At 29.8% G+C, this 22,788-nt stretch carries 27 protein-coding genes; 13 read left to right on the top strand and 14 right to left on the bottom strand.

Features of this window, described 5'->3' with window-relative positions; translation table 11 throughout:
- Positions 1-18: 18 nt before the first annotated feature.
- The gene (locus tag AMO19_RS04340) at positions 19-462 is read right to left on the bottom strand and encodes a DUF2062 domain-containing protein (RefSeq protein ID WP_075507476.1); all 444 of its coding nucleotides are present in this window, start codon (positions 460-462) and stop codon (positions 19-21) included.
- A 66-nt stretch (positions 463-528) separates the two neighbouring features.
- On the opposite strand from AMO19_RS04340, the gene mnmE reads away from it, so the two are divergent.
- The 4 genes from mnmE to AMO19_RS04320 all read left to right on the top strand — a co-directional run bounded on the left by mnmE (position 529) and on the right by AMO19_RS04320 (position 5,811).
- Entirely contained in the window at positions 529-1,911 is a 1,383-nt protein-coding gene (gene mnmE / locus AMO19_RS04335; RefSeq protein WP_075507475.1) for a tRNA uridine-5-carboxymethylaminomethyl(34) synthesis GTPase MnmE, read from the top strand.
- Between the two features lie 82 nt (positions 1,912-1,993).
- Positions 1,994-2,860: a carboxylating nicotinate-nucleotide diphosphorylase gene (gene nadC, locus AMO19_RS04330; RefSeq protein WP_075507474.1), complete on the top strand. Its 867-nt coding sequence runs from the start codon at positions 1,994-1,996 to the stop codon at positions 2,858-2,860.
- 27 nt (positions 2,861-2,887) lie between these two features.
- Positions 2,888-4,702, top strand: coding sequence for an arginine--tRNA ligase (gene argS / locus AMO19_RS04325; protein WP_075507473.1), 1,815 nt, complete (start codon positions 2,888-2,890; stop codon positions 4,700-4,702).
- The gene (locus AMO19_RS04320) at positions 4,702-5,811 is read left to right on the top strand and encodes a pyridoxal phosphate-dependent aminotransferase (RefSeq protein ID WP_075507472.1); all 1,110 of its coding nucleotides are present in this window, start codon (positions 4,702-4,704) and stop codon (positions 5,809-5,811) included. Before argS ends, AMO19_RS04320 begins: the two co-directional genes overlap by 1 nt.
- On the opposite strand, the gene AMO19_RS04315 is transcribed toward AMO19_RS04320, so the two are convergent.
- The 6 genes from AMO19_RS04315 to prfB all read right to left on the bottom strand — a co-directional run bounded on the left by AMO19_RS04315 (position 5,808) and on the right by prfB (position 9,434).
- A complete protein-coding gene (locus tag AMO19_RS04315; RefSeq protein ID WP_075507471.1) occupies positions 5,808-6,533 on the bottom strand; it encodes an MBL fold metallo-hydrolase in 726 nt (241 codons plus the stop codon). The genes AMO19_RS04320 and AMO19_RS04315 overlap by 4 nt on opposite strands.
- Before the next feature lie 20 nt (positions 6,534-6,553).
- Positions 6,554-7,150 carry an anthranilate synthase component II gene (locus tag AMO19_RS04310; RefSeq protein ID WP_075507470.1) on the bottom strand — a complete coding sequence of 199 codons (597 nt, stop codon included), beginning with the start codon at positions 7,148-7,150 and terminating at the stop codon, positions 6,554-6,556.
- A 12-nt stretch (positions 7,151-7,162) separates the two neighbouring features.
- The gene (locus AMO19_RS04305; protein ID WP_032519706.1) at positions 7,163-7,573 is read right to left on the bottom strand and encodes a diacylglycerol kinase family protein; all 411 of its coding nucleotides are present in this window, start codon (positions 7,571-7,573) and stop codon (positions 7,163-7,165) included.
- Positions 7,574-7,579: 6 nt separating this feature from the next.
- Entirely contained in the window at positions 7,580-8,119 is a 540-nt protein-coding gene (ybeY, locus tag AMO19_RS04300) for an rRNA maturation RNase YbeY (RefSeq protein WP_075507469.1), read from the bottom strand.
- A 6-nt stretch (positions 8,120-8,125) separates the two neighbouring features.
- The gene (locus AMO19_RS04295) at positions 8,126-8,308 is read right to left on the bottom strand and encodes a DUF3285 domain-containing protein (RefSeq protein ID WP_011817674.1); all 183 of its coding nucleotides are present in this window, start codon (positions 8,306-8,308) and stop codon (positions 8,126-8,128) included.
- 3 nt (positions 8,309-8,311) lie between these two features.
- Positions 8,312-9,434, bottom strand: a protein-coding gene (gene prfB / locus AMO19_RS04290) for a peptide chain release factor 2 (protein WP_146255930.1) whose coding sequence is annotated in 2 segments (ribosomal slippage) — positions 8,312-9,358 and positions 9,360-9,434 — 1,122 coding nt in all. Because the reading frame shifts where the segments join, the coding sequence is not laid out codon by codon here.
- A gap of 76 nt (positions 9,435-9,510) precedes the next feature.
- Between prfB and grxC the strand changes: the two genes are divergently transcribed.
- Complete coding sequence (gene grxC, locus AMO19_RS04285; protein ID WP_011817672.1) at positions 9,511-9,765, top strand: glutaredoxin 3; 255 nt, start codon at positions 9,511-9,513, stop codon at positions 9,763-9,765.
- Positions 9,766-9,770: 5 nt separating this feature from the next.
- Positions 9,771-10,694, top strand: a complete 924-nt coding sequence (gshB, locus tag AMO19_RS04280) for a glutathione synthase (RefSeq protein ID WP_075507467.1) — start codon at positions 9,771-9,773, stop codon at positions 10,692-10,694.
- Here gshB and AMO19_RS04275 read toward each other — a convergent pair.
- The gene (locus AMO19_RS04275; protein ID WP_075507466.1) at positions 10,687-12,099 is read right to left on the bottom strand and encodes a chorismate-binding protein; all 1,413 of its coding nucleotides are present in this window, start codon (positions 12,097-12,099) and stop codon (positions 10,687-10,689) included. The genes gshB and AMO19_RS04275 overlap by 8 nt on opposite strands.
- A gap of 101 nt (positions 12,100-12,200) precedes the next feature.
- Here AMO19_RS04275 and menA point away from each other — a divergent pair, with 101 nt between their 5' ends.
- The 3 genes from menA to AMO19_RS04260 are packed head-to-tail and all read left to right on the top strand — an operon-like array spanning position 12,201 to position 15,279.
- On the top strand, positions 12,201-13,118 hold the full coding sequence (menA, locus tag AMO19_RS04270; protein ID WP_075507465.1) for a 2-carboxy-1,4-naphthoquinone phytyltransferase: 918 nt from the start codon (positions 12,201-12,203) through the stop codon (positions 13,116-13,118).
- The gene (locus AMO19_RS04265) at positions 13,115-14,080 is read left to right on the top strand and encodes an o-succinylbenzoate synthase (protein ID WP_075507464.1); all 966 of its coding nucleotides are present in this window, start codon (positions 13,115-13,117) and stop codon (positions 14,078-14,080) included. Before menA ends, AMO19_RS04265 begins: the two co-directional genes overlap by 4 nt.
- The gene (locus AMO19_RS04260; RefSeq protein WP_075507463.1) at positions 14,077-15,279 is read left to right on the top strand and encodes an AMP-binding protein; all 1,203 of its coding nucleotides are present in this window, start codon (positions 14,077-14,079) and stop codon (positions 15,277-15,279) included. Before AMO19_RS04265 ends, AMO19_RS04260 begins: the two co-directional genes overlap by 4 nt.
- Before the next feature lie 3 nt (positions 15,280-15,282).
- Here the strand turns inward: AMO19_RS04260 and AMO19_RS04255 are convergent, their stop codons facing one another.
- Positions 15,283-15,735 (bottom strand): acyl-CoA thioesterase, encoded by a 453-nt coding sequence (locus AMO19_RS04255; protein ID WP_075507462.1) that lies wholly within the window; start codon positions 15,733-15,735, stop codon positions 15,283-15,285.
- A 9-nt stretch (positions 15,736-15,744) separates the two neighbouring features.
- On the bottom strand, positions 15,745-16,932 hold the full coding sequence (locus tag AMO19_RS04250; protein WP_075507461.1) for an NAD(P)H-quinone oxidoreductase subunit H: 1,188 nt from the start codon (positions 16,930-16,932) through the stop codon (positions 15,745-15,747).
- 38 nt (positions 16,933-16,970) lie between these two features.
- On the opposite strand from AMO19_RS04250, the gene rsmH reads away from it, so the two are divergent.
- Entirely contained in the window at positions 16,971-17,873 is a 903-nt protein-coding gene (rsmH, locus tag AMO19_RS04245; protein WP_075507460.1) for a 16S rRNA (cytosine(1402)-N(4))-methyltransferase RsmH, read from the top strand.
- Positions 17,874-17,885: 12 nt separating this feature from the next.
- On the opposite strand, the gene AMO19_RS04240 is transcribed toward rsmH, so the two are convergent.
- The gene (locus AMO19_RS04240; protein WP_075507459.1) at positions 17,886-19,031 is read right to left on the bottom strand and encodes a cysteine desulfurase family protein; all 1,146 of its coding nucleotides are present in this window, start codon (positions 19,029-19,031) and stop codon (positions 17,886-17,888) included.
- A gap of 58 nt (positions 19,032-19,089) precedes the next feature.
- Between AMO19_RS04240 and AMO19_RS04235 the strand changes: the two genes are divergently transcribed.
- Complete coding sequence (locus tag AMO19_RS04235) at positions 19,090-19,818, top strand: response regulator transcription factor (protein WP_075507458.1); 729 nt, start codon at positions 19,090-19,092, stop codon at positions 19,816-19,818.
- Between the two features lies 1 nt (position 19,819).
- Here the strand turns inward: AMO19_RS04235 and bchM are convergent, their stop codons facing one another.
- A complete protein-coding gene (gene bchM / locus AMO19_RS04230) occupies positions 19,820-20,521 on the bottom strand; it encodes a magnesium protoporphyrin IX methyltransferase (RefSeq protein WP_075507457.1) in 702 nt (233 codons plus the stop codon).
- Positions 20,522-20,609: 88 nt separating this feature from the next.
- On the opposite strand from bchM, the gene purE reads away from it, so the two are divergent.
- A complete protein-coding gene (purE, locus tag AMO19_RS04225) occupies positions 20,610-21,146 on the top strand; it encodes a 5-(carboxyamino)imidazole ribonucleotide mutase (RefSeq protein WP_257008957.1) in 537 nt (178 codons plus the stop codon).
- Between the two features lie 15 nt (positions 21,147-21,161).
- On the opposite strand, the gene cysC is transcribed toward purE, so the two are convergent.
- Both cysC and AMO19_RS04215 read right to left on the bottom strand, forming a co-directional pair.
- Positions 21,162-21,797: an adenylyl-sulfate kinase gene (gene cysC / locus AMO19_RS04220; RefSeq protein WP_257008956.1), complete on the bottom strand. Its 636-nt coding sequence runs from the start codon at positions 21,795-21,797 to the stop codon at positions 21,162-21,164.
- A 29-nt stretch (positions 21,798-21,826) separates the two neighbouring features.
- Positions 21,827-22,138: a translation initiation factor SUI1 gene (locus tag AMO19_RS04215; protein ID WP_075507455.1), complete on the bottom strand. Its 312-nt coding sequence runs from the start codon at positions 22,136-22,138 to the stop codon at positions 21,827-21,829.
- A 48-nt stretch (positions 22,139-22,186) separates the two neighbouring features.
- On the opposite strand from AMO19_RS04215, the gene AMO19_RS04210 reads away from it, so the two are divergent.
- A partial coding sequence (locus AMO19_RS04210) for a pyridoxal-phosphate dependent enzyme (protein WP_146255929.1) occupies positions 22,187-22,788 on the top strand: 602 nt, incomplete at its 3' end.

Genomic DNA, 22,788 nt, shown 5'->3' with positions numbered 1-22,788 from the left:
TTTTAAAATCAGATCAATCTATCTTTTACTTTTTATCTTGTAGATAAAGAAAACAATACTGCCGCAAATCAAAGCTAATAAAATACCTACACAAGATGAACCTAAGAGTAATTTTAAAGAAAAAATTCTACCTTGTTTCCATAAGTCATCAATAACTAAACTTTTTTCAAGAATTTTATTAGAAGGATTATTTAAAAAAATCGAACCAACTTTATAGTTAAAATAATAAAGTGGAATATAAGTAAAAGGGTTGCTGATCCAGGTACCAATTGCAGCTAGAACAATATTTCCCTTAGCTATTTTCGCAAAAAATACACCCATTAAAGTCTGAAAACCAAAAAATGGAAAGCAACCACTAAATACCCCTATAGCTAAACCTTTAGCATTAAAGAGAGGACTTCCATTCTGACTCCTAAATAATGATAGAATTTTCTTATAGGTAATATCTCTTTTAAATCTCATTCAGAAAGAAAATTTCAAAATTAAATTCTTGATAATCTTACTTAATTATCCATAACAAAGCGAGAGATGGATTCGATAGTTACTACAGAAGATACAATAGCCGCAATTGCTTCAGCTATAAGTATTGGGAAGGGAGGAGTTGCGATAATAAGAGTATCAGGGAAAGAGGCAATAAATTCTTGCAAAAAGATTGTTCAAACTAAATCTAAATATGCATGGGAATCACATAGGGTTTTTCATGGTTTTATTCAGGAAAATAAACAAAATAAATTTATAGATGAGGTTTTAATTTTAGTGATGAAATCCCCAAATAGCTTCACAGGAGAGGATGTAGTTGAACTTCATTGCCATGGCGGAATTATCATAGTAAATAAAGTTTTAAAGATATTATTATCTAGTAATTCTAGAGTTAGACTTGCAAACCCAGGAGAATTTAGTCAAAGAGCTTTTCTTAATGGGAAAATAGACCTTACTCAAGCCGAGTCGATTAATCAATTAATTAATGCAAGCAATACCAGATCAGCAGAGTTAGCCTTTAGCGGGGTTCAAGGAGAAATAAAGAAAAAAATTGATGATATTAAAAATGACCTTATAAATCAACTTTGCGAAATAGAAGCGAGAGTTGATTTTGAAGAAGACTTCACAGATTTTGATTACACCAAATATCTAAAAAACATTAAAAAAGTCAAAGAAAAAATAGAATTACTAATAGAAAACGCAAAAAGAAATTCATATATTCACAATGGAATATCCATTGCGCTTATAGGTAAAACAAATGTTGGTAAAAGCTCTTTATTAAATTTGCTTGCAAAAAAAGAGAAAGCAATCGTAACTAATATTCCTGGAACTACTAGAGATGTTATTGAAGTTAATTTAACTATTAATGATATTCCAATGAAAATAATTGATACTGCTGGTATAAGAGAAACTCATGAACAAATTGAAAGTATTGGAATTAAAAAAAGTTTTGGGAAAATAAAAGAGTCAGATTTTATAATTTATATTTATAGTCTTGAAGAAGGATTTAATGAAGAAGACAAAAAAATAATACAAGAAATTCCCAAAGAAAAATTAATTACTATTTTGGGCAATAAAAAAGATTTAATTGATTGCAAAAATATTAATTCAAATGAGTTAAAAAACACAATTCTTATGAGTATTAAGAATAATGATGGTGAAAGATTATTAATAGACACAATTATAAAAAAATGCGGGTTAAAACAAGTAGAAAATATCAATATATTTTTAAACGAAAGACATCTAATAAATTTGTCTGCTTGCTTATCTAATTTAAATGATACTGATGAAATAATTGAAAATAAATTGCCATTTGATTTGTTATCAATTGAGCTGAGAGATGGAATTCAAAACTTATCTAAAATAACTGGTCAAGAATTAACAGAGGAACTTCTAGATAATATTTTTTCTAAGTTTTGTATTGGTAAATAAATTTGAGTTAAATTACATAGTGATATATAGTTGATTCTCTAGCTTCAGTTTAATTTTTATTAATTAATTATTTCTTAGTTTAGTGGATTTAAATACTCCAATAATAAGTAAAATCATTGATAATTGGATCGATGAAGATATAGGTAGGGGAGATCTTACAAGTTCCTCTATTACAGAAGAGAATGGTAATGCATATTGGATTGCAAAAGAAGAGGGTATATTCTGCGGGGTTGAAATTATAAAAGAAATTTTTAGAAAAATTGATTTAAAAATCAGTCCAAAATTTAATATCTCTGATGGAGATAAATTTGTTAAAGATCAAAAACTCTTAGAAATATATGGGCCTTCAAAAAGTTTACTCGCTAGCGAAAGGATCAGCTTAAATATAGCAATGCATTTATCTGGAATATCAACATATACAAAGAACCTTACAGATAAATTAGAAGGCACAAATATAAAATTAGCAGATACTAGGAAAACTACTCCCGGCTTAAGAATATTTGAAAAATATGCATTCAAATGTGGAGGTGGGGTGAATCATAGAATGGGATTATACGATGCTGCTATGATCAAAGAAAATCATATTGCATGGTCAGATAATCTTAAGAATGCAGTACAAAATATTCGCCTAAATTCGCCTTTTACAACTCATATCATAATTGAAGCTGAGAATATCGACCAGGCAAAAGAAGCAGTATTAGCAGGAGCGGATAGTGTCTTATTAGATGAACTTAGTCCTGAAATAATCAAAAAAAACGTTCAAGAATTAAGAGAGTTATCAATTAATAGTCTAAAAAAAGAAGTCAATAAAAATTTGATAATAGAAGTTTCTGGAATAAACCCTCAAGAAATTAGTAAATATCTAATAAAAGGTGTTGATTTGATTTCAACAAGTTCTTCAATCACCAAAAGTAATTGGATTGATTTGAGTATGCGTTATATTAATTAATCATATAGATAAATAATTGAATAATTAATGCTAATCATTTTTAAAGAATTAACAAAACAATTTGAACAATCTCTTTTAGATAGTCTTGAAAAAAATGATAAAAAAGGAGAATTCGCAATTCTTAGCAAGAATTTAATTACACAATCATCAAAAGAGGAATTTGGTGATTATCAATGTAATGTTTGTTTAAGTTTATCTAAAATATATAAAAAGAACCCAAGAGATATTTCTAATGATTTTATTAACCTTTTAAATAAAAATAAAAGCATAGTAAAATTATGTAAGAGTCTAGAAATAGCTGGACCTGGATTTATAAATATAAAATTAAAAGATGAGGTTCTAATAAATGAAATTAAGTCAAATATTCAATGCAATAGGGCTGGCATACCTCTAATCAGAAAAGATTTAGATAGTGGTTTGTCCAATAAGGTTATTGTAGATTTTTCTAGCCCTAATATTGCTAAAGAAATGCATGTAGGGCATTTAAGATCAACAATAATAGGTGACTCAATATCTAGAATTTTCGAGTTAAGAGGTTATGAAGTATTAAGACTCAATCATGTTGGTGATTGGGGAACACAATTTGGGATGCTTATTACTCAGCTAAAAGATTTATATTCAAATGATCTAGAAGAAATAGGAAAGATCAAGATAAGTGATTTAGTTGAATTTTATAAAGAATCAAAAAAAAGATTTGATAACGAATCTGAATTCCAAAAAAGATCTAGAGAGGAAGTAGTTAAGTTACAAAGTGGAAATATTAAATCGATTAAAGCTTGGAAATTATTATGTGATCAATCAAGGAAAGAATTTGATGAAATCTATAAAAATTTAAAAATAAAAATAGAAGAAAGAGGTGAATCTTTTTATAATCCCTTCTTAAAATCAGTTATTGATGATTTGAATTTAGAAAAAATATTAGTAGAAGATCAAGGAGCAAAATGTGTATTTTTAGATGGGATGACTAATAAAGAAGGCAAACCTTTACCACTAATTATTCAAAAAAAAGATGGAGGTTTTAATTATGCCACCACAGATCTTGCTGCTATAAGATACAGATTCAATAAACCTCCTAATGGCGATGATGCTTCAAGAATTATTTATGTAACTGATCATGGGCAAGCAAATCATTTTGCTGGAGTTTTTCAAGTTGCAAAAAAAGCAAAATGGATCCCAGAAAATTGTCAAGTAGACCATGTCCCTTTTGGGTTAGTTCAAGGAATTGATGGCAAAAAACTAAAGACAAGAGAAGGTGAAACAATACGCCTAAAAGATTTATTAAATGAAGCAGTTAGAAGAGCAAAAGAAGATTTATTAAAAAGATTAGAAGATGAAGATCGTTATGAGACCGAAGAGTTTATAGCAAATACTTCAAGAATTATTGGATTAGGAGCTGTTAAGTATGCAGATTTAAGTCAAAATAGGATTACTAATTATCAATTTAGTTTTGATAAAATGCTTTCCCTTAATGGTAATACTGCGCCTTATTTGTTATATACACTTGTAAGAATTTTAGGAATTAAAAGAAAAAATGATTTTGTTTATGAATCTAAAGATTTTCAGTATGTAAATTATGAACATAAATCTGAGTGGAAACTTATTAGAAAATTACTTAGGTTCGATGAAGTCATAATTTCTATTGAAAAAGACTTAATGCCAAATAGATTATGCAATTATCTGTTCGAGCTATGTCAGACTTTTAATAGATTCTATGATCAAGTTCCAATCCTCAAAGAAGAAAAAAATATAAAAATCTCTAGGCTTAATTTATGTGACCTAACTGCAAAAACACTAAAATTAAGCTTAGAGCTTTTAGGAATTGAAACTTTAGAAAGAATGTAATGAATGATTTTGATCCATTAAATAATCTTTTCCCAAAACCAAGAGAAGAAATAATAAATATGCAGTCTTACTCTGCACCTTTAGAAAATAGAAGAAATTTACTCCGCTTAGACTTTAATGAAAATACTTTAGGCCCAAGTCCTAAGGTTTTAGAGGCATTACAAGCGATAAAATTAGATGAGATATCAATTTATCCAGAATATAATTTTTTAAAAAATTTTTTATGTGATAAATATCTTGATTCAAGAAAATTTGGTAATGATGAAATCGGAATTTTCAATGGAGCAGATGCAGCAATAAATGCAATTTTCAATTGCTTTGGAGAAAAAGATCAGATATTTCTAACCACAAATCCAACTTTTGGTTACTATTCTCCTTGTGCAGAAATCCGAGGAATGAAAAAAATAAGTTGTTCTTACATTGGAGAAAATTTTCTATTCCCCATTGAAGAATTTAGGGGAAAAATAATAAAGCATAATCCAAAGCTAATATTTATTTGTAATCCAAATAATCCAACAGGAACTGTTCTAAGCTCTCATGAAATAATTAATTTAGCCAATATCAATGATGATTCATTAATAGTTGTTGATGAACTATATGAAAAATTTAATGGAGATAGTCTTCTTGAATCGATAGATTTTGAAAAGAATAAAAATATACTAATAATCCAATCTCTTTCAAAAACTGCAGGTCTAGCAGGTTTAAGAATAGGTTTTACTTTTGGCAATAAAAGTTTAATTCAGTACATTAATAAAGTTACAGGACCATATGATGTCAACAGCTTTGCTATAACAGCTGCATTAGCAGCACTTAAAGACAAATCATATATTGATAATTATGTTTTAGAAGTAAAAAAGGCGAGGGAATGGATTTTAAATAAATTTAAATCAACAAAAATCAGAACTCACTTTAGTGGAGGTAATTATTTCTTAATTTGGCCAAAAAAAGATCCTAAAATCTTAATACAACAGATGAGAGAAAAAGGTATTCTTATTAGAAGTATGGAAAACAAAAAAGATATCGGTAACTCTATAAGGGTTAGTATTGGAACTAAAGAACAAATGATTTTTTTCTGGGACAATTACAAGATATTAGATTTAAAAAATTAATTACTGAAAATATAAATTGTATTTTGATCGATTCTTTTAGGTTTTATTTGAAAATCTTTTCCAACATATTTTACTTTAAAATCTTTCATATTTTCGATAAATAAATCAGCATTTGATAAATCACATTCTTTATTAATTTTTTTGCCGCGTTCAAAGTGAACAGGAATAACTACATTAGGTTTTAGAAGCTTAACTATTTTTGATGCTTCTTTACCATTGTAAGATTTTATTCCTCCTCCAATTGAAATAAACAATATATCTGGACTAGACAAAATAATTTGACTGTTTATATCAATATCACCAGCAGCTCCTCCCATATGAACAATTTTAAGATCATTCTGCTCCCAACTCCAAACAGTTGCCATCCCAAATCTTCTTCCATATACTCTGTCATGTGGTACAGAAATTCCATTTAATAAAATATCCTCAAATTGATAGATTCCTGGGTCAACGAACATTAATTGATTATTAGGGTTATATCCTTCATCTGGAAGCCTAGAACTAGCCAAAATAAAATCTACGTTGACTTCTTTTGGCTCCTTTAAATTACTTGCACAACCTATTGCTTTAAAGGGATTTATAAGAATAGATTTATCTGCACTAGTAATTACAAAACTACTATGTCCCAAACTTTTTATTCCTAAGTTCCTTGCCAATAATGAGGTAGGTAAAAAAGAGCTAACTAATATCAAAAATAAAAAGTTTTTAATTTGAGAAATCATAATATTAATTTTTTTTTATTTTACTTTTGTTCAGCCATTTTTAGAAAATTACTAATTAATTTATGACCAAATTGCGTCAACACACTTTCAGGATGGAACTGTACCCCATGTAAATGTTTATATTCTTTATGAGAGATAGCCATAATTGTTGAGTCTTCTAAAGTCGCAGTTATGTCGAAACAAGATGGTAAAGAACTTGAATCAACTATAAGACTATGATATCTAGTAGCCACAAATGGAGTCTCGATATCTTTAAACAATCCTTTTTGATTATGAAATATTTTGGATGTCTTACCATGCATAAGTTCTTTCCCAACTATAACCTTACCTCCAAAAGCTTGGGCCAAAGCTTGATGACCTAAACAAACTCCCAAGGTCGGAATATTTTTAGATAATTTTTTTAGAATTGGCAGACAAATTCCAGATTGATCTGGATTACCTGGACCTGGAGATAAGAGAATTCCACCAGGATTTAGTTTGATAATTTCTTCTAGAGTAATTTCATCATTTCTTTTAACTATTAATTCCTTAGTTATTTCATGATCAACTGAAAGTTCTCCTAAATATTGAACAAGGTTATAAGTAAAACTATCGTAATTATCAATAACAAGAAACATATTTATATGGATTTAAAATAACAACTTTATTTTAGGAACAAAGATATATACAGCAATAATAACAGAATTAATGGAAGCTAATAATACTGCTCCTGCAGAAGTATCTTTTGAAATTTTAGCCAAAATACTAAATTCTTTTTTAACTACTAAATCAACGATTGATTCAATAGATGTGTTCAATATTTCTAATATTAAAACAGACATTATTGTTGCAATCAAAATAACATAATTACTTAGACTAATTTTGAGTAAAAAACCAATTATTAAACTTATAACTGCAAAAATTAATTGAATTTTAAAATTTCTTGAAGTTTTTAATACATAACTAATACCACTGAAAGCATACTTAAAACTTATAAATACATTACTAGAAGTTTTGTATGATTCTTTTCTATTTTCTAAATAGTTTATTTTTTTTTCCATTGAGTTTTAATCTAATCGAGTAATTAAATATTCTTGGAAATTTAACATATTTTCTAAATCATGCTCATTATTATGTTCCCATCCCAAAAGATGTAAAAATCCATGACTAGCCAACCAGATCATCTCTCTATAGATTGAATGTTTATATTCATAAGATTGCTCAAGTGCCATCTCTAATGATATAAAAATATCTCCCAACTCTATATGATCTAAATTATTTAGAGATTCATCAGAAATAATTGGAAAAGATAGAACATCAGTTGGACCATTTTTTTGCATCCATTTCTTATTCAAAGAAGCAATTTCTTGATTAGATATTATCTGTAAGCCTAATGAAAAAGATTTTTTTTCAAAAATATAATTTGGTAATTCATAATCCTCTTTTTTAAATATAGTATTTATCCAAGATAAAAAAACTTTCTCCCAAAAAATAGATTCAAAAATAAGATAAGTTTTAGTATCTTTTAACTTATTTGAAAATTGAGAGAAATCATTACATTGAAAAACCAAATCTAAATTTATTTCAGAAATAATTTTTTCTTTCATACATTCTTAAACTGGAATATTGGGCTTACCTATTGTGGCCACAAGTATTAATATCCCAATTAAAACTAGAAAGGTTATTGAAAAATGAGAAATACTTTTTGAGCCTTTCCTTACCATATTTCTCATAGCAAGCTTTATAAAGCTTGGAGGAGAAACTTTTTTTTCTAAAATTTCGTTTTTATTTTCCATTAGTTATTCAAAAGATTCATTAGAAGAAATATTCATACGTAATAATTCATGAATAAATGGCTCAAGTCCACCATCTAAAACACTATCTAACTCGTTAGTCTCCTGCATAGTCCTAAGATCTTTTACCATTTGATAGGGATGGAAAACATAATTTCTTATTTGATTGCCCCATGCAGCTTCCACAATATCACCTTTAATATCAGCGACTTCAGCAGCTCGTTGTTCTTTAGCAATCACTAATAGTTTAGACTTTAAAAGTAACATAGCTTTTTCTTTATTTTGTAATTGAGATCTTTCTTGAGTACATCTTACTGAAATCCCTGAAGGCAAATGAACAATTCTCACTGCTGTTTCTACTTTATTAACATTTTGTCCTCCAGCTCCACCGGATCTACTTGTTGTGATTTCTAAATCTTTTTCAGGTATATCAAGTGAAATATTATCATCTAATTTTGGCATAACCTCTACCCCAGCAAAGCTGGTTTGTCTTTTGCCATTGGCATTGAAAGGAGAAATTCTTACTAATCTATGAGTTCCTTTTTCATGTTGCAGATAGCCATATGCATATTTTCCATCAATTTCGAACGTTACACTTTTAATACCTGCTTCTTCTCCTTGAGATAATTCATTAATGACAAGGCTCATTTGATTATTATCGGCCCATCTTGAGTACATTCTTAATAATATCTCTACCCAATCCTGCGCATCTGTTCCACCCGCACCTGCGTTAATAGAAACTACTGCTCCTTCCTTATCGTATTCACCACATAACAATCTTTCAAATTCCCATTTATCCAAATTCTCTCTTAATTTCTTTAATCCCAGCTGCGATTCTAAAATCATTTCCTCTTCGGGTTCTAGAGAATAAAGCTCAAGAGAGGCATTAGCATCAGAAATAAAAGTTTTCCATTTATCTAACAATTCGAGTTGTGCTTTGACATCATCAAGAATTAACATTTGCTTTTTAGCTTCTTCTTGATTTTCCCAAAATTCAGGCTGAGCAGAAATTTGCTCTAACTCTTTCCTTTTCGCTTTTAATCTTGGAACGTCAAAGACAATCCTGAGCATTACCCAGGCGCTCTGTTAGTTCCGAAAGATCTTTTTTGAAGTCTGTAATATCTATCAAAATAGAATTTAATCGTTATTTATAATCTAACAAGCACTTTTGTTTAATAGTATAAACTAAGTATTATTTTAAAAAAATGTCCAAAGTTGAAATTTATACTTGGCAATATTGCCCATTCTGTATTCGAGCAAAATCACTACTCAAGAAAAAAAATGTAAATTTTACAGAATATAAAATAGATGGCGACGAAGATGCCAGAGCATTGATGATTGAAAGAGCTGATGGTAGAAGAACATTACCACAAATATTTATAGATAATGAGGGTATCGGAGGCTGCGATGATCTCTACGCATTAGAAAATGAAAATAAATTAGAAGCATTATTAAACTAGATCTTATGAAATTTCTATTCGTAATAGATCCAATTAAAAATATAAATCCCTTAAAAGATTCAACTGCTGCTTTAATGCAAGCATCATCAAAAAAAAATATTGAAATCTGGAGTTGTACTCCTCAAGACCTGGAAGCTAGAGGTGATGAAGTATGGGCATCTTCCGTAAAAGTTGAAGTAATTCCGTGGATTTCTTTCAAAGAGAATGATTGCATACCTCTCGCCGAATTTAATTGCATTTGGATGAGAAAAGATCCTCCTGTAAATGAGGCTTATTTATATGCAACCCATCTTTTAGAAGTTGCCGAAAGAAAAGGAGTAAAAGTAATTAACAAACCCTCATCATTAAGAGCGTGGAATGAAAAGCTAGGTGCTTTAAGATACAGCCACTTAATGGCACCTACAATAGTTGCGAGTAAGGTAAAAGATCTTATTAATTTTGCAAAAATAAATAATGAAGTAGTCATAAAACCTCTTGGAGGAAAAGGTGGTCAAGGTGTTATAAGGATAAATAAAAATTCTCCAGGAATCAAATCAATCATTGAATTAATCACTTCTCAAGAAGAATTACCCGTTATGATGCAAAAATTTATTCCTGAAGTCATAGAGGGTGATAAAAGAATAATTATCGTAAACGGAGAAGCAATTGGATCAATAAATAGGATTCCTCAAGGAGGCGATTTTAGGAGTAATTTAGCGATGGGAGGCAAGGCTGAACCCACATTATTAACAGAAAAAGAAAAAAGTATCTGCTCAGAATTATCTCAACACTTCAAAGATGAGGGTTTATTTTTTGTAGGTATTGATGTAATAAATGGAATGCTTAGCGAAATTAATGTAACCAGTCCAACAGGTTTAAGAGAAATAGAAAATTTATCCAATAAAAATGTTTCAGAGGAAGTTATTGAAAAATTAGTAGAAATTATCTAGGATTTTTAGCGCAAAATATCTGTTTTACTATAGATTCAAATTTTAATTTAATCTCATCTATTTCTTTCTCTAAAACGGAGCCAGAAACTATACCTGAACCTGCAGTAAATTCAATATTTTCTTCAATACATCTTGCGCCTCTTATTGCCAAAAGAAATGAAGCATTGCCTGATGAATCCACCCAACCCATTGGAGAAGCATAATTTCCTCTAGGGAAAGACTCAAGAGTGTTTATCCAATCCAATGCTTCATTTTTTGGGTATCCACAAACAGCTGGAGATGGATGTAAGTTTTTAAGCAATTCAAAAGGACAAATATTTTCAACTTTAGAGAAAATGAGTGTTTGCAAATGAGAAATATCTCCAAATGAATTTACCTTGATATCACTTTTTTTAAAGTTTGTTATTTTTGAAACTTCTAAAGATTTAATCAAATGTTGTATTACATAATTATGTTCCTTTAAGTCTTTAGTACTTTTTAAGAGTTTCTTAAAATTTGAATTAGTAGAGATAGTTCCAGCAAGAGCCTCTAAAGTTAAATTAGGTTTAGAGAAAGAAAATAATTTTTCTGGAGATGCTCCAAACAAAATATCCTTACTATTCCTTTTCCAAACGTATCTACATGTATTTGGTTGCTTCTTTTTAAATCTTTTTAAAATTTCTACTAAATTTAATTTATTTTTAAGTTTTATTTTAATCCTATTAGCTAAAACTATCTTTTCGAGGATATCTTTCTCTACTAATTGAATTCCTCTATTTACTACTTTTTTCATGTTTGTTTTAGAAGTTTCTAAGGAGCGTGAGAAATCATCAATAAAAGGGGAATCAAAACTAGTTTTTAAGCCAGATGATTTTATTAATTCTGAGCCAGAATTAATAACTTGATTTCTAATTGTCCATATTTCTTCAATTAATGTTCTTAATGATGATTTACCTTCAACATGACCATTGATTCTTAACCAGCAATTCTTGCCACTTTTAGTAATTAATATTTTTGGCAAAATGGCTTCCAAACTAGGGATATCTGAAGGTAAATTCTTATTATTCAAATTTTCAGAGAAAGAAAATAAATAAATAATTTTTGAAAGTGCAGAATTATGCGATTCATTAGTTAAGTTAATTAAATTTTTAAAATTCTCAGAATTAAACTCTTTTGCTACCTCAAATCTTTTTGGGCCATCCAGAGTAACATATTTACACTTCTCGAAAGCTATATATGAAATGCCATCAGATTCCTCCCAAAAAGAAGAAAACGGATATTGATTTATTAACAATTCATAAACTTGAAATAAATCAATACAAGGAATCTCAAAACAAATACTTACTAAACCAGAATTTTCAACTTTCTTATCGAAAGAGGAAAATACATCTTTTAAAAAATCTGTTAAGTTTAAATCATTTTTCATTACTTATTGAAAATAACTAAAAATGATGCAATAAAGTAAAAAATGTAACTCAATTTATAAACTACATTCAATAATTATCTAATTTTGCGTGTTAATTAAAAATGGACGAAGATAAAAAAAAATTATGGAAAAAAGCAATAAAATGGCCTCTTTATTCTGTTGCCATACTTCCAGTTTTAATAACAGGGGCTTACTTACTCAATCAATATGAAGAGGTAAAAATTTATAATTTGATTTCATTTACTTTGGCTGCAATTTTGATATTACTTTGGGAAAATCTAACTAATGATTTATACGACGCAGAAACAGGAATCGATGAATTTAAATTCCATTCAATACTAAATCTTGTAAAAAATAAAAAAATAATTTCATTTATTGCATATACATCTTTAGTTATTGGTTTATTAATAATTTTAATTATTTCAGTATCAACAAGTATAAACATTTTTATTTTGGTGGCAGCTTGCTGCTTCTTAGGATATTTATATCAAGGTCCTCCTTTTAGATTGGGCTATCAAGGTTTAGGAGAACCATTATGCTGGCTTGCATTTGGACCTTTTGCGTACTCTGCAGTCTTAATTGCGTTAAATCCGTCTAATATTTACTTCGAAGATATTCCATGGAAAGTTTCTTTATTACTTGGTTCAGGACCTTCCTTGGCAACAACTCTTGTATTATTTTGTTCTCATTTTCATCAAATTTCTGAAGATAAAAAGCATGGGAAAAATTCACCTTTAGTTCGCTTAGGGGCAAAAAAAGGTTCTCAATTTGTGCCTTGGATAATTTTTACAATATATATTTTTCAACTTTTCACAATAGTTTATGGATTTATTCCAGTGTTTTGCATCCTTTATTTGCTTAGTTTCCCTCAAGCAATAAGACTTATAAATTTATTAAAGTCTTCGTATGCAAAACCTTCTGCAATAAAAAATTGCAAATTCGTCGCAATAAAATTTCAAACTCTTAATGGAATTGGTTTAATCACAGGATTAATATTTAATTATTATCTAAAAAAATGAACTTAATATTTCAAAAAAAATCTTATAGCTTTAAGTTATCGGCCAAAGTAGAAAATTCTAAAACCAATTACCATACAAAATCGGGTTGGATAATTAAATTAATAAGTAATGATAAAAAAATAGGGTTTGGAGAAGTTTCACCGCTACATAAAAAAGACTTAAAAAAGTGTGCGAAACAACTAGATATGATCCCTGAGTATATAGAGGAATTTAATTTATCTGAGCAAATAAATATTTTTCACCCGTGCATTCAATCTGCAATAAATTCTGCATTAGCTGAGATAAATGGAAAAATAATTTTTAAAGAAAACTACTACTTTGATGAAATTGGTAAAACAGCCATATTGTTAAATCATGAAAATGTAGTTTCAGATCTAAATGATATTAAAAAAAGACATTGTGACATTGAAAAATCATTAACCTTAAAATGGAAAGTAGCACTAAAAAATAACCATGAGGAAGAAGCAAAATTAGAAGAAATTTTAAGCAAAATAGGTAATAATATTAAGTTAAGAATAGATGCTAATGGTTCTTGGGGAAGAGAGATAGCTAATAGATGGGCTGATATTTTGAAAGATAATAAAAATATAGATTGGTTAGAACAACCTCTCTGTGTTGATGATATTGATGGACTGACAGAACTAAACAAAAAAATTCCAATAGCTTTAGACGAATCACTTTTAAAATTTCCAACTTTGATTGATGAGTGGAAGGGTTGGCAAATTAGAAGGCCTTCTCAAGAAAATAATCCAGTTAAGCTTTTAAGAGAATTAGAAAATAAAAAAGCTTTAATATCTATAAGTACCTCATTTGAAACTGGAATAGGAAAGAGATGGCTCCATCATTTATCTTCTCTACAATTACAAGGACCAACGCCAAAAGTTCCAGGTTTAGCAATGAATAAATTCCCTAATTCGTTTCTATTTTTAAATGAAGCAAAAAAGATATGGGATCAACTATGAAAAATAAAATTTATACTATCGAAGTTGAAAATAATGAAACTCAATCTGTAGAAAAAATTATTGAAAAAATTAGAGAGAATAAAATTATTTATGTAAAAAACAAATTTTATGAAGACAAAGATGTATTAGATTCAATTACTGAAAATGGGCCAGCAATTATCTTAAACAGTAGTGGGAGTTCTGGAAAACCGAGACAATGTTTTCACCATTTAAATAATCTTAAATTATCTGCAACTACATCAGGTCAATGGCTAATAGAGCAAGGATTTGAATTACAAAACTGCTTAATTTTAAATACTTTACCCCTGAACCATATAAGTGGATTAATGCCAATTTTTAGAAGTCAAACTTGGGGATGTGATTGTATTAATATTTCTCCGAATTTGATAAAAAAAACTCGAGAACTTTTACTTTTCACAATTAAATTTAAAAAAAACAAAAAACACTTGATTACGTCATTAGTACCTACCCAATTACAAAGACTTTTAGCTCAAAAAGATGGAATTAATTGGCTAAAAATTTTTGATCTAATTTGGGTAGGTGGAGCTTCAATTTCAGACGAAACTGCAGAACAATGTATAAAAGAAAAAATAAAATTAGCACCTTGTTACGGCTCAACTGAAACAGCAGCAATGGTTACGAGTTTAAAACCAAAAGAATTCTTAATGGGTTTTAAAAATGTTGGAGAAATACTACCAGATACAAAAATAAGAATTAACGCACAAGGATTAATCGAAATAAAATCAGCCAGAATTGGAATCGAAATAATAGATTCTTTAAAAACTGAAAATTTCAAAAATAAAAATGGGTGGTGGCAAACCGGGGATTTAGGTGAAATTAAGCAAATCAATAATTCTTACTATTTAAAATTTGTTGGAAGAAGTGATAATGCCTTTAATTCAGGTGGAGAAGTTGTTTTCCCTGAAGTAATTGAATCTAGATTAAATGATTTCATTATGAAAGAAAATATCCCAATTAATAAATTCAATATTTCGAAAGTATCAAACAAATTATGGGGAAATAAAATTAAAGTAATAGTTGAATTTAGAGAACTTACAAATGATAAAAATATTGAAATTTCTTTAAATTTATTAAAAAATTTTTCTCAAAGTTGGCCTAAACATGAAAAGCCTGAAAAGTGGATTGTTAAAAACAAAAATAGCATTACAGAAAAAATAAACTACAAATTTAAAAAATAATAATCAGCATTCTTTTAAATTTGTACTCACATTAGAAGCCTCTATCCATCTTTCTAGCTGATCGGGAATTTCTATTTTATTTCTTGAATCAACATTTAAAGAACAGTGTACAATTTTTCCTTCGGCTACTTTATTTCCATTTTTTATAAAAAAGCTATTTACTTGGAACAAATGAGTATTAATTTTATGAGGGGCAATTTTTACTTTTAATAAATCTCCAATTTTTATAGGCGCATGAAAGTTTGCTTCACAATTTACTATTGGAAAAATAATTTGACTTTTACGTATAGAAAAATCTGGAAAAATATCATGACAAGGGATCCCATAGATTTCAATACTTTCTTCCCAAGCTTCATGCGACCATTTTAATAAGTTATGAAAATGAATTACACCTGCAGAATCACAATCACCAAACCTTACCTTCTTCTGCAAAATTAACCAGTCAGAGGGTTTCATTTAAAGAAATTATCTATCAACAGATCCCATAATGACATCTATTGAACCAAGGATTGCCATGATATCCGCGATTTTGGCACCTTTAAGAATATGAGGTAATATTTGAAGATTATTTAAATCAGCTGCTCTGATTTTAAATCTCCATGGGGTAACTTCATTATTTCCTTGAATAAATACACCTATTTCTCCTTTGCCGGACTCTAATCTTGTATATAATTCTCCGTTAGGAATTTTAAAAGTTGGAGCAACCTTCTTAGCTACATATTGATAGTCGATACCAAATATTTCACTTTTCTTATCTTCAGTCGCCATTCTTTGAGCTTCTAAATTTTCTGTTGGACCTCCTGGAATCATTTTGCAGGCTTGCCGAATGATGCTTAGTGATTGTCTCATCTCTTCAACTCTTACTCGATATCTCGCATAACAATCTCCTTCTTTTTCTGAAGCAATTTGCCATTCAAAATCGTCGTAACATTCATAACTATCATCTTTCCTTAAATCCCAGGAAACTCCAGAAGCTCTAAGCATTGGTCCAGACAAAGACCAATTAATTGCCTGATCTCTTTGTATTGTTCCGAGACCTTCAATTCTTTTTCTAAAAATTGGATTATTAGTGATTAATTTTTCATATTCATCTATTTTAGGACCGAACCAATCGCAGAAGTCTATACATTTTTCTAACCATCCGTATGGAAGATCACATGCGACACCACCTATCCTAAAAAAATTATTATTTATTAGTCTTTGTCCAGTAGCAGCTTCCCAAAGATCATAAATCATTTCTCTTTCTCTAAAAATATAGAAAAATGGAGTTTGCGCTCCTACATCTGCTAAAAAGGGACCAAGCCACAAAAGATGATTAGCAATACGATTAAGTTCCAGCATTAAAACTCTGATGTAACTAGCTCTTTTAGGAACTGGAATATTAGCTAATCTTTCAGGAGCATTTACTACAATAGCTTCATAAAACATTCCTGCTGCATAATCCATTCTGCTTACATAAGGGACATACATTACATTTGTCCTATTTTCAGCTATCTTTTCCATTCCTCTATGTAAATATCCAATTACTGGCTCACAATCAATGACATTCTCACCATCAAGAGTTACAACTAACCTTAAAACCCCATGCATTGAGGGATGGTGAGGGCCAAAATTGACCACCATTGGTTCTGTTCTAGTCTCTAGCTGAGCCATTCGAAATTTAACTTCTAAATAAATCTTAGTCGAAAGTTATGCAAACTGACCTATCTGATTCATCTTTTTTCAATCATCAATCAGTTATGACAGATGAGATTATGGCCTCACTAGAGCATTACCCACTTATACATAACAATCAACTTAAGGGAATAGACGCAACTTTAGGCGGAGGAGGGCACTCTTATCATTTATTGAGAAAATATTCGGATTTAAATATAATTGGACTTGATCAAGATCCATTCGCAAGAAAATCAGCATCAAAAAAACTTGATGAGTTTAAAAGTAGGATTGATATAAGGGCTACAAATTTTGCGGATTTTGTACCAAAAGAAAAAGTTTCTTTTGTGATTGCAGATCTTGGAGTTAATAGTAACCAACTTGATAACCCTAAAAGAGGATTTAGTTTCCAAAAAGATGGTCCCCTTGATATGCGCATGAATCCTTTTCTTGATGTTGATGCAGAGAAATTAATTGAAGCTTTAAATGAAAAAGATCTAGCTAACCTAATCTATAGATATGGAGATGAGAGATTATCAAGAAAGATTGCTAGAAAAATAAAATTGGATTTGAAGGAAAATGGGAAATATTCTGGGACAAAAGAGTTAGCTTATTCTATTGCAGGCTGCTTCCCACCAAAACTAAGATATAAAAAAATACATCCAGCAACAAGAACATTTCAAGCACTAAGAATTGCTGTTAATAAAGAAATTGAAGTATTAGAAAAATTTTTGCAAGTTGTACCAGAATGGCTTTTGCCAGGCGGTATTATTTCTATTATTAGTTTTCATTCCCTTGAGGATAGGTTAGTTAAAAGTTGTTTTAAGAATGATCAAAGACTAAAAAACCTGACAAAAAAGCCAATAACTCCTTCCGAACAAGAAGTCGAACTAAATAAAAGAGCTAGAAGTGGAAAATTAAGAATTGCTCAATTAAATTAAACCCAATAATTTCTATCGTAATGATCTGATCGTATCTGTAAGAATATGAATTGCTTGTTTTATATCTTTTGAATTAGTACTTAATCCAATACTTAACCTTATTGAAGATTCTGCTTCTTTAATAGATCTACCTAAGGCTAGTAAAACATGAGATGGTTCACCATTACTGCATGCAGATCCAGTAGAACAAATTATTTTAGATTTTAAAAGTTTATGAAACTTTGCTCCGTTTAAATCCAATACAGTCAAATTTAAATTGTGAGGTAATCTTTTTTCCATGGAGCCATTAATTAATAAACCAGAATTATTTTTTAACAACCCTTCTAAAAGGTTATTTCTAAAAAAAAGTAATTTCTCAGAATTATTTTTTTGATTAAAAACTGCTATCTCTATTGCTTTAGCAAAGCCAACTACTAAAGGAAGAGGTAATGTGCCAGACCTAAGACCATATTCCTGACCTCCTCCAACAATTAAAGGCTCAAGATTAATTTCTTCATCAATCAAAAGTAGTCCTATCCCTTTAGGACCATATATTTTGTGAGAACTCATCGTTATCATGTTTACATCTGATAAAAGATTGTCTAAAGCCATATAACCTAAACATTGTGCAAAATCAGAGTGAAATATTATTCCTCTCGTTTTACATATTTTTGAAATATTTTCAATGGGCTGAATAACTCCTATTTCGTTATTTGCCAACATGACACTAGCCAGAAATGTATCTTCTCTTATATTTTTTTTGAATTGTTCTTCTGTAATTAAGCCATCTTTCTCAGGATTAATTTCTGTAACCATAAATCCCTCTTTTTTTAGTTGGTTTAAGGGCTCCAAAACAGCTTTATGCTCCGTTTTTAAGGTAATAATATGTCCATAATTTCCTGTTTTTTTATAGAAATTTCTAGCAAAACCTAATAAGGCTAAGTTATTAGATTCAGTTGCTCCACTTGTAAAAATAACTTTTTTATTCTTAAGAAATAAACTTTGTTCTATTTTTTCTCTTGAGGCTTCCAATATAGCGCTTGCGTTAATCCCCGCCAAATTAGATTTGCTTGTAGGGTTAGAAAATATCTCACTCCAAAAAGGTTTCATAGAATCAACGACATCTTTAGAGCAAGGAGTCGAAGATTGATAGTCTAGTAGTATGGGAGTTGATAGCATTATGTTTAGTATATAAAATTCTGTTTATTACTAGAAAATCAAATTAAAGAATTAAAAAATGAATGAAATTAATCAAATAGATAAAGAACAGGTAAGAAAATCAAGAATTTTGTTAGTTGATGATGAGCCTGGTTTAAGAACAGCTGTTAAAACATTTCTAGAAGATGAAGGCTTTGAAATATTTATTGCAGTTGATGGAGAGGATGGTTGGGAAAAAGCTCAAACAATTTTTCCCGATTTGATAATTAGCGATATTATGATGCCACGAGCAAACGGTTATGCGTTATTAGAAAAAATTAGAGAGGATGAAAAATTAGGAGGAACTCCAGTTATTTTTCTAACTGCAAAAGGAATGACTCTAGACAGAACAGAAGGTTATCTTGCAGGAGTTGATGATTATATTTCCAAACCTTTCGATCCTGATGAATTAACTGCAAGAGTTAAAAATGTAATCAACAGACAAGAACGATTATTAAAAGAAGCGGCACGATTCGCAGATATTGACGTAAGCAAAATGGCAAAACAAATTACTGAAATAAAATCTATGCTCACAGACCAAAACCATGCTAATCCAGAAAATAAAATAAATCTACCTACTTTTACTCCTAGAGAAGCAAGTGTGCTTCAACTAGTAGCAGAGGGACTTATGAATAAAGAAATTGCAAGACAGCTAGAAACATCTATTAGAAATGTTGAGAAATATGTAAGTAGACTTTTTATAAAGACAGGTACATCTAGCAGAACAGAATTAGTTCGTTATGCGCTTGAAAATCATTTAGTAAAATAAATTATTTAATTTTTTCGAATTCAATAAGTTTTGAAAAATAAAAAGGAGCTTGATTTAATTTCTTTTTAACAACTTTAAATCCTCTTTCTTTAGCAGCATTAATAATACCCTTTTCTTTCAATGTATAGGCTCTTGTAGTTTTACTTGGCCCAGGAAATAATTTTCCAATATTTTTTAGAACAGCAAGAACTGGAGTATAGGGAGCAAAGCTAACGATTAGTTTTTCTTTGCTTAAATCGCAAAGATGTTGAACCATTTCTTCTGCGACCGGTTGCGGATAATGAATAAATACATCCAAACAAACTACAACATCAAATAATCCTTTTAATTTTTCCAGATCACAAACCTCATATTTTATTTTACCTTGATTCAAACCTAATTCATGAATACGTTTTTTTGTTTCTTTAATCATTTCAGAAGAAATATCGCTCACCTGCAGATCTTTTATACCGAGTCTTAGTAAAGGTATGGAAAGACTTCCTACACCACAGCCTGCATCACAATAACTTTTTTTTGTTAGTTCAGGATAATTTTTGATGTATGTGACTACATCATCCACAGTTTTTTGATGTCCTTTCCTAATATTTTTCTGAACTGTATTAATTTCATCAGATTTGCTATAAATTTTATTCCATCTTTCAAAGCCAGTACCATTAAAATACTCTCTGACTTCACTTTTTTCAATAATCTTATTTGACGTCATAATATTTATGAAAATTTATTCTTTTCATACTAACTAACTGGCGCCAAATTAATTGCGCGCCATTATAGGAAAGAATTGATTTGTTATTTTGTCAGAACTGAATTCTAAAGATATTTATAAAATTGCTGTCGTAATGGGTAGTGATTCAGATCTAAATACATTAAAACCAGCCGTTGATATTTTAAGAGAATTTGGAATAAAAACTGAAGTTTGTATACTTTCTGCTCATCGAACACCTATTGAAATGATGGAATATGCAAAAAATGCAGAATCAGAAAACATAAAAGTAATAATTGCCGGTGCTGGGGGTGCTGCTCATCTTCCAGGAATGCTGGCATCCATAACTTGCATTCCTGTAATTGGAGTACCAGTAGAGAGTAAGACACTGAAGGGGATTGACTCTCTTTTGTCAATCGTTCAAATGCCTGCTGGAGTTCCAGTTGCAACAGTTGCAATTAATGGAGGACAGAATGCTGGATTATTGGCAATAGAGATGATCAGTTTATTTGATGAATCCATAAAGAAAAATTTAAAAGAATTCAGAGAAAACCTACATACACAGGTGAGAAATAAAAATAATAAGTTATCAACTATTGGAGCTGATAATTATCTTCAAAATAAATGAACTAATATTTTCCTATTAGGCCTTGTTAAGAAAGTTTTCTTTTTTAAGGTAGTTAATAACTTTTTCAACGGAATCATTTAAATCTAACGAACCTGTATCAACATTAATTTCGGGATTATGAGGAGCTTCATATGGACTAGAAATGCCAGTAAATTCTTTAATTTCACCCAAACGAGCTTTCTTATAAAGACCTTTAGTATCCCTATTTTCGCAAACTTTGATATCAGCAGAACAATAAACTTCAATAAAATCCTTAGATCCAATAATTTTTCTCACCTTATCTCTATCACTAACAAATGGCGAAACGAATGCTGTAATAGTTATTATCCCAGCATTCATAAATAAATTCGCAACTTCACCTATTCTTCTTATATTTTCTTCTCTATCTTCATCCGAAAAACCAAGATCTTTACATAAACCGTGTCTAATATTATCTCCATCCAACACATAAGTCGAAAAACCATCTAAGTGTAAAACTTCATTTAAAGCGTTGGCCAAAGTACTCTTACCAGAACCAGATAAACCTGTAAACCAGATAACCATACCTTTATGACCTCTCATTTTCTCTAACTTTTCTCTGTCAATAGTTAAGTTGTGCCACTTTATATTGGTTGACTTTGTTTGATCTTGTTCTTTCATTTTTTGCATCATCAAAATTAAAACCTATCCTAACCCTTGCTTCATAAATTATGAAATCCCTCTTTACGAAGAAACTCAACTGATTTCGATACCATATCACCCTGTAACTGGATATTTCTATCAATCAATGTTCCTCCAGTCCCACAAAAAACTTTAATTTTTTTTAGTAATTCTTTTAATAAGATTTCATCCTCAGTATCTAAACCCCTAATTAAAGTTACAGTCTTTCCCTTTTTACCTTTTTTTTGTTTTGAAATATTTATTTTTGATCTTTTATTAACAGTATCTACCTTAAATGCTTCTTCAGATTTTTTTTCTTGATTATTAAATTCGATCCAATTCTTTTTTCCCATTATTTTGAATATAATCTATAGTTAGTTAATACTTATTCTATAGAAAAAGTGGTAAGTACATTTTCTCGCAAAGATCAAAACTATAAAAATGACGATTTAACTCAACCCTCCAAAGAGGGAAGATTTGGGAAATTTGGTGGTCAATATGTTCCTGAAACGCTAATGCCTGCTCTTTTTGAGCTTGAGACAGCTGCATCTAATGCATGGAAAGATAAACTTTTTGTAGAAGAATTAAATCATCTACTTAAGACTTATGTAGGGAGAGAAACACCACTTTATGAAGCCAAAAGACTTACTGAACATTACAAAACTAAACAAGCAACTCCTAGAATATGGCTTAAAAGAGAAGATTTAAATCATACTGGTGCTCACAAAATTAATAATGCTCTTGGACAAGCTTTATTAGCAATAAGAATGGGCAAAAAAAGAATAATTGCAGAAACTGGAGCAGGGCAACACGGAGTTGCTACTGCGACTGTTTGTGCGAGATTTGGCTTGAAATGTATTATCTACATGGGTGCGGAAGACATAAAAAGGCAATCCCTTAACGTTTTCAGAATGAAACTTCTAGGAGCTGAAGTTAAAGTTGTTTTGGAGCCCTTAAACCAACTAAAAAAAGAGGGATTTATGGTTACAGAAATTAATCCTGA

This window comes from Prochlorococcus marinus (assembly GCF_001180245.1).
Classification (GTDB): Bacteria; Cyanobacteriota; Cyanobacteriia; order PCC-6307; family Cyanobiaceae; genus Prochlorococcus_A; species Prochlorococcus_A marinus_F.
Note: the sequence above shows the minus strand (reverse complement) of the source record. Positions and strands in the feature narration are given on the sequence as shown.

What these genes read in the sequence shown, in the direction of transcription:
- AMO19_RS04340 (WP_075507476.1), bottom strand. Translation starts at nt 462, where the DNA reads ATGAGATTTAAAAGAGATATTACCTATAAGAAAATTCTATCATTATTT.
- mnmE (WP_075507475.1), top strand. Translation starts at nt 529, where the DNA reads ATGGATTCGATAGTTACTACAGAAGATACAATAGCCGCAATTGCTTCA.
- argS (WP_075507473.1), top strand. Translation starts at nt 2,888, where the DNA reads ATGCTAATCATTTTTAAAGAATTAACAAAACAATTTGAACAATCTCTT.
- AMO19_RS04320 (WP_075507472.1), top strand. Translation starts at nt 4,702, where the DNA reads ATGAATGATTTTGATCCATTAAATAATCTTTTCCCAAAACCAAGAGAA.
- AMO19_RS04315 (WP_075507471.1), bottom strand. Translation starts at nt 6,533, where the DNA reads ATGATTTCTCAAATTAAAAACTTTTTATTTTTGATATTAGTTAGCTCT.
- AMO19_RS04310 (WP_075507470.1), bottom strand. Translation starts at nt 7,150, where the DNA reads ATGTTTCTTGTTATTGATAATTACGATAGTTTTACTTATAACCTTGTT.
- AMO19_RS04305 (WP_032519706.1), bottom strand. Translation starts at nt 7,573, where the DNA reads ATGGAAAAAAAAATAAACTATTTAGAAAATAGAAAAGAATCATACAAA.
- ybeY (WP_075507469.1), bottom strand. Translation starts at nt 8,119, where the DNA reads ATGAAAGAAAAAATTATTTCTGAAATAAATTTAGATTTGGTTTTTCAA.
- AMO19_RS04295 (WP_011817674.1), bottom strand. Translation starts at nt 8,308, where the DNA reads ATGGAAAATAAAAACGAAATTTTAGAAAAAAAAGTTTCTCCTCCAAGC.
- grxC (WP_011817672.1), top strand. Translation starts at nt 9,511, where the DNA reads ATGTCCAAAGTTGAAATTTATACTTGGCAATATTGCCCATTCTGTATT.
- gshB (WP_075507467.1), top strand. Translation starts at nt 9,771, where the DNA reads ATGAAATTTCTATTCGTAATAGATCCAATTAAAAATATAAATCCCTTA.
- AMO19_RS04275 (WP_075507466.1), bottom strand. Translation starts at nt 12,099, where the DNA reads ATGAAAAATGATTTAAACTTAACAGATTTTTTAAAAGATGTATTTTCC.
- menA (WP_075507465.1), top strand. Translation starts at nt 12,201, where the DNA reads ATGGACGAAGATAAAAAAAAATTATGGAAAAAAGCAATAAAATGGCCT.
- AMO19_RS04265 (WP_075507464.1), top strand. Translation starts at nt 13,115, where the DNA reads ATGAACTTAATATTTCAAAAAAAATCTTATAGCTTTAAGTTATCGGCC.
- AMO19_RS04260 (WP_075507463.1), top strand. Translation starts at nt 14,077, where the DNA reads ATGAAAAATAAAATTTATACTATCGAAGTTGAAAATAATGAAACTCAA.
- AMO19_RS04255 (WP_075507462.1), bottom strand. Translation starts at nt 15,735, where the DNA reads ATGAAACCCTCTGACTGGTTAATTTTGCAGAAGAAGGTAAGGTTTGGT.
- AMO19_RS04250 (WP_075507461.1), bottom strand. Translation starts at nt 16,932, where the DNA reads ATGGCTCAGCTAGAGACTAGAACAGAACCAATGGTGGTCAATTTTGGC.
- rsmH (WP_075507460.1), top strand. Translation starts at nt 16,971, where the DNA reads ATGCAAACTGACCTATCTGATTCATCTTTTTTCAATCATCAATCAGTT.
- AMO19_RS04240 (WP_075507459.1), bottom strand. Translation starts at nt 19,031, where the DNA reads ATGCTATCAACTCCCATACTACTAGACTATCAATCTTCGACTCCTTGC.
- AMO19_RS04235 (WP_075507458.1), top strand. Translation starts at nt 19,090, where the DNA reads ATGAATGAAATTAATCAAATAGATAAAGAACAGGTAAGAAAATCAAGA.
- bchM (WP_075507457.1), bottom strand. Translation starts at nt 20,521, where the DNA reads ATGACGTCAAATAAGATTATTGAAAAAAGTGAAGTCAGAGAGTATTTT.
- cysC (WP_257008956.1), bottom strand. Translation starts at nt 21,797, where the DNA reads ATGATGCAAAAAATGAAAGAACAAGATCAAACAAAGTCAACCAATATA.
- AMO19_RS04215 (WP_075507455.1), bottom strand. Translation starts at nt 22,138, where the DNA reads ATGGGAAAAAAGAATTGGATCGAATTTAATAATCAAGAAAAAAAATCT.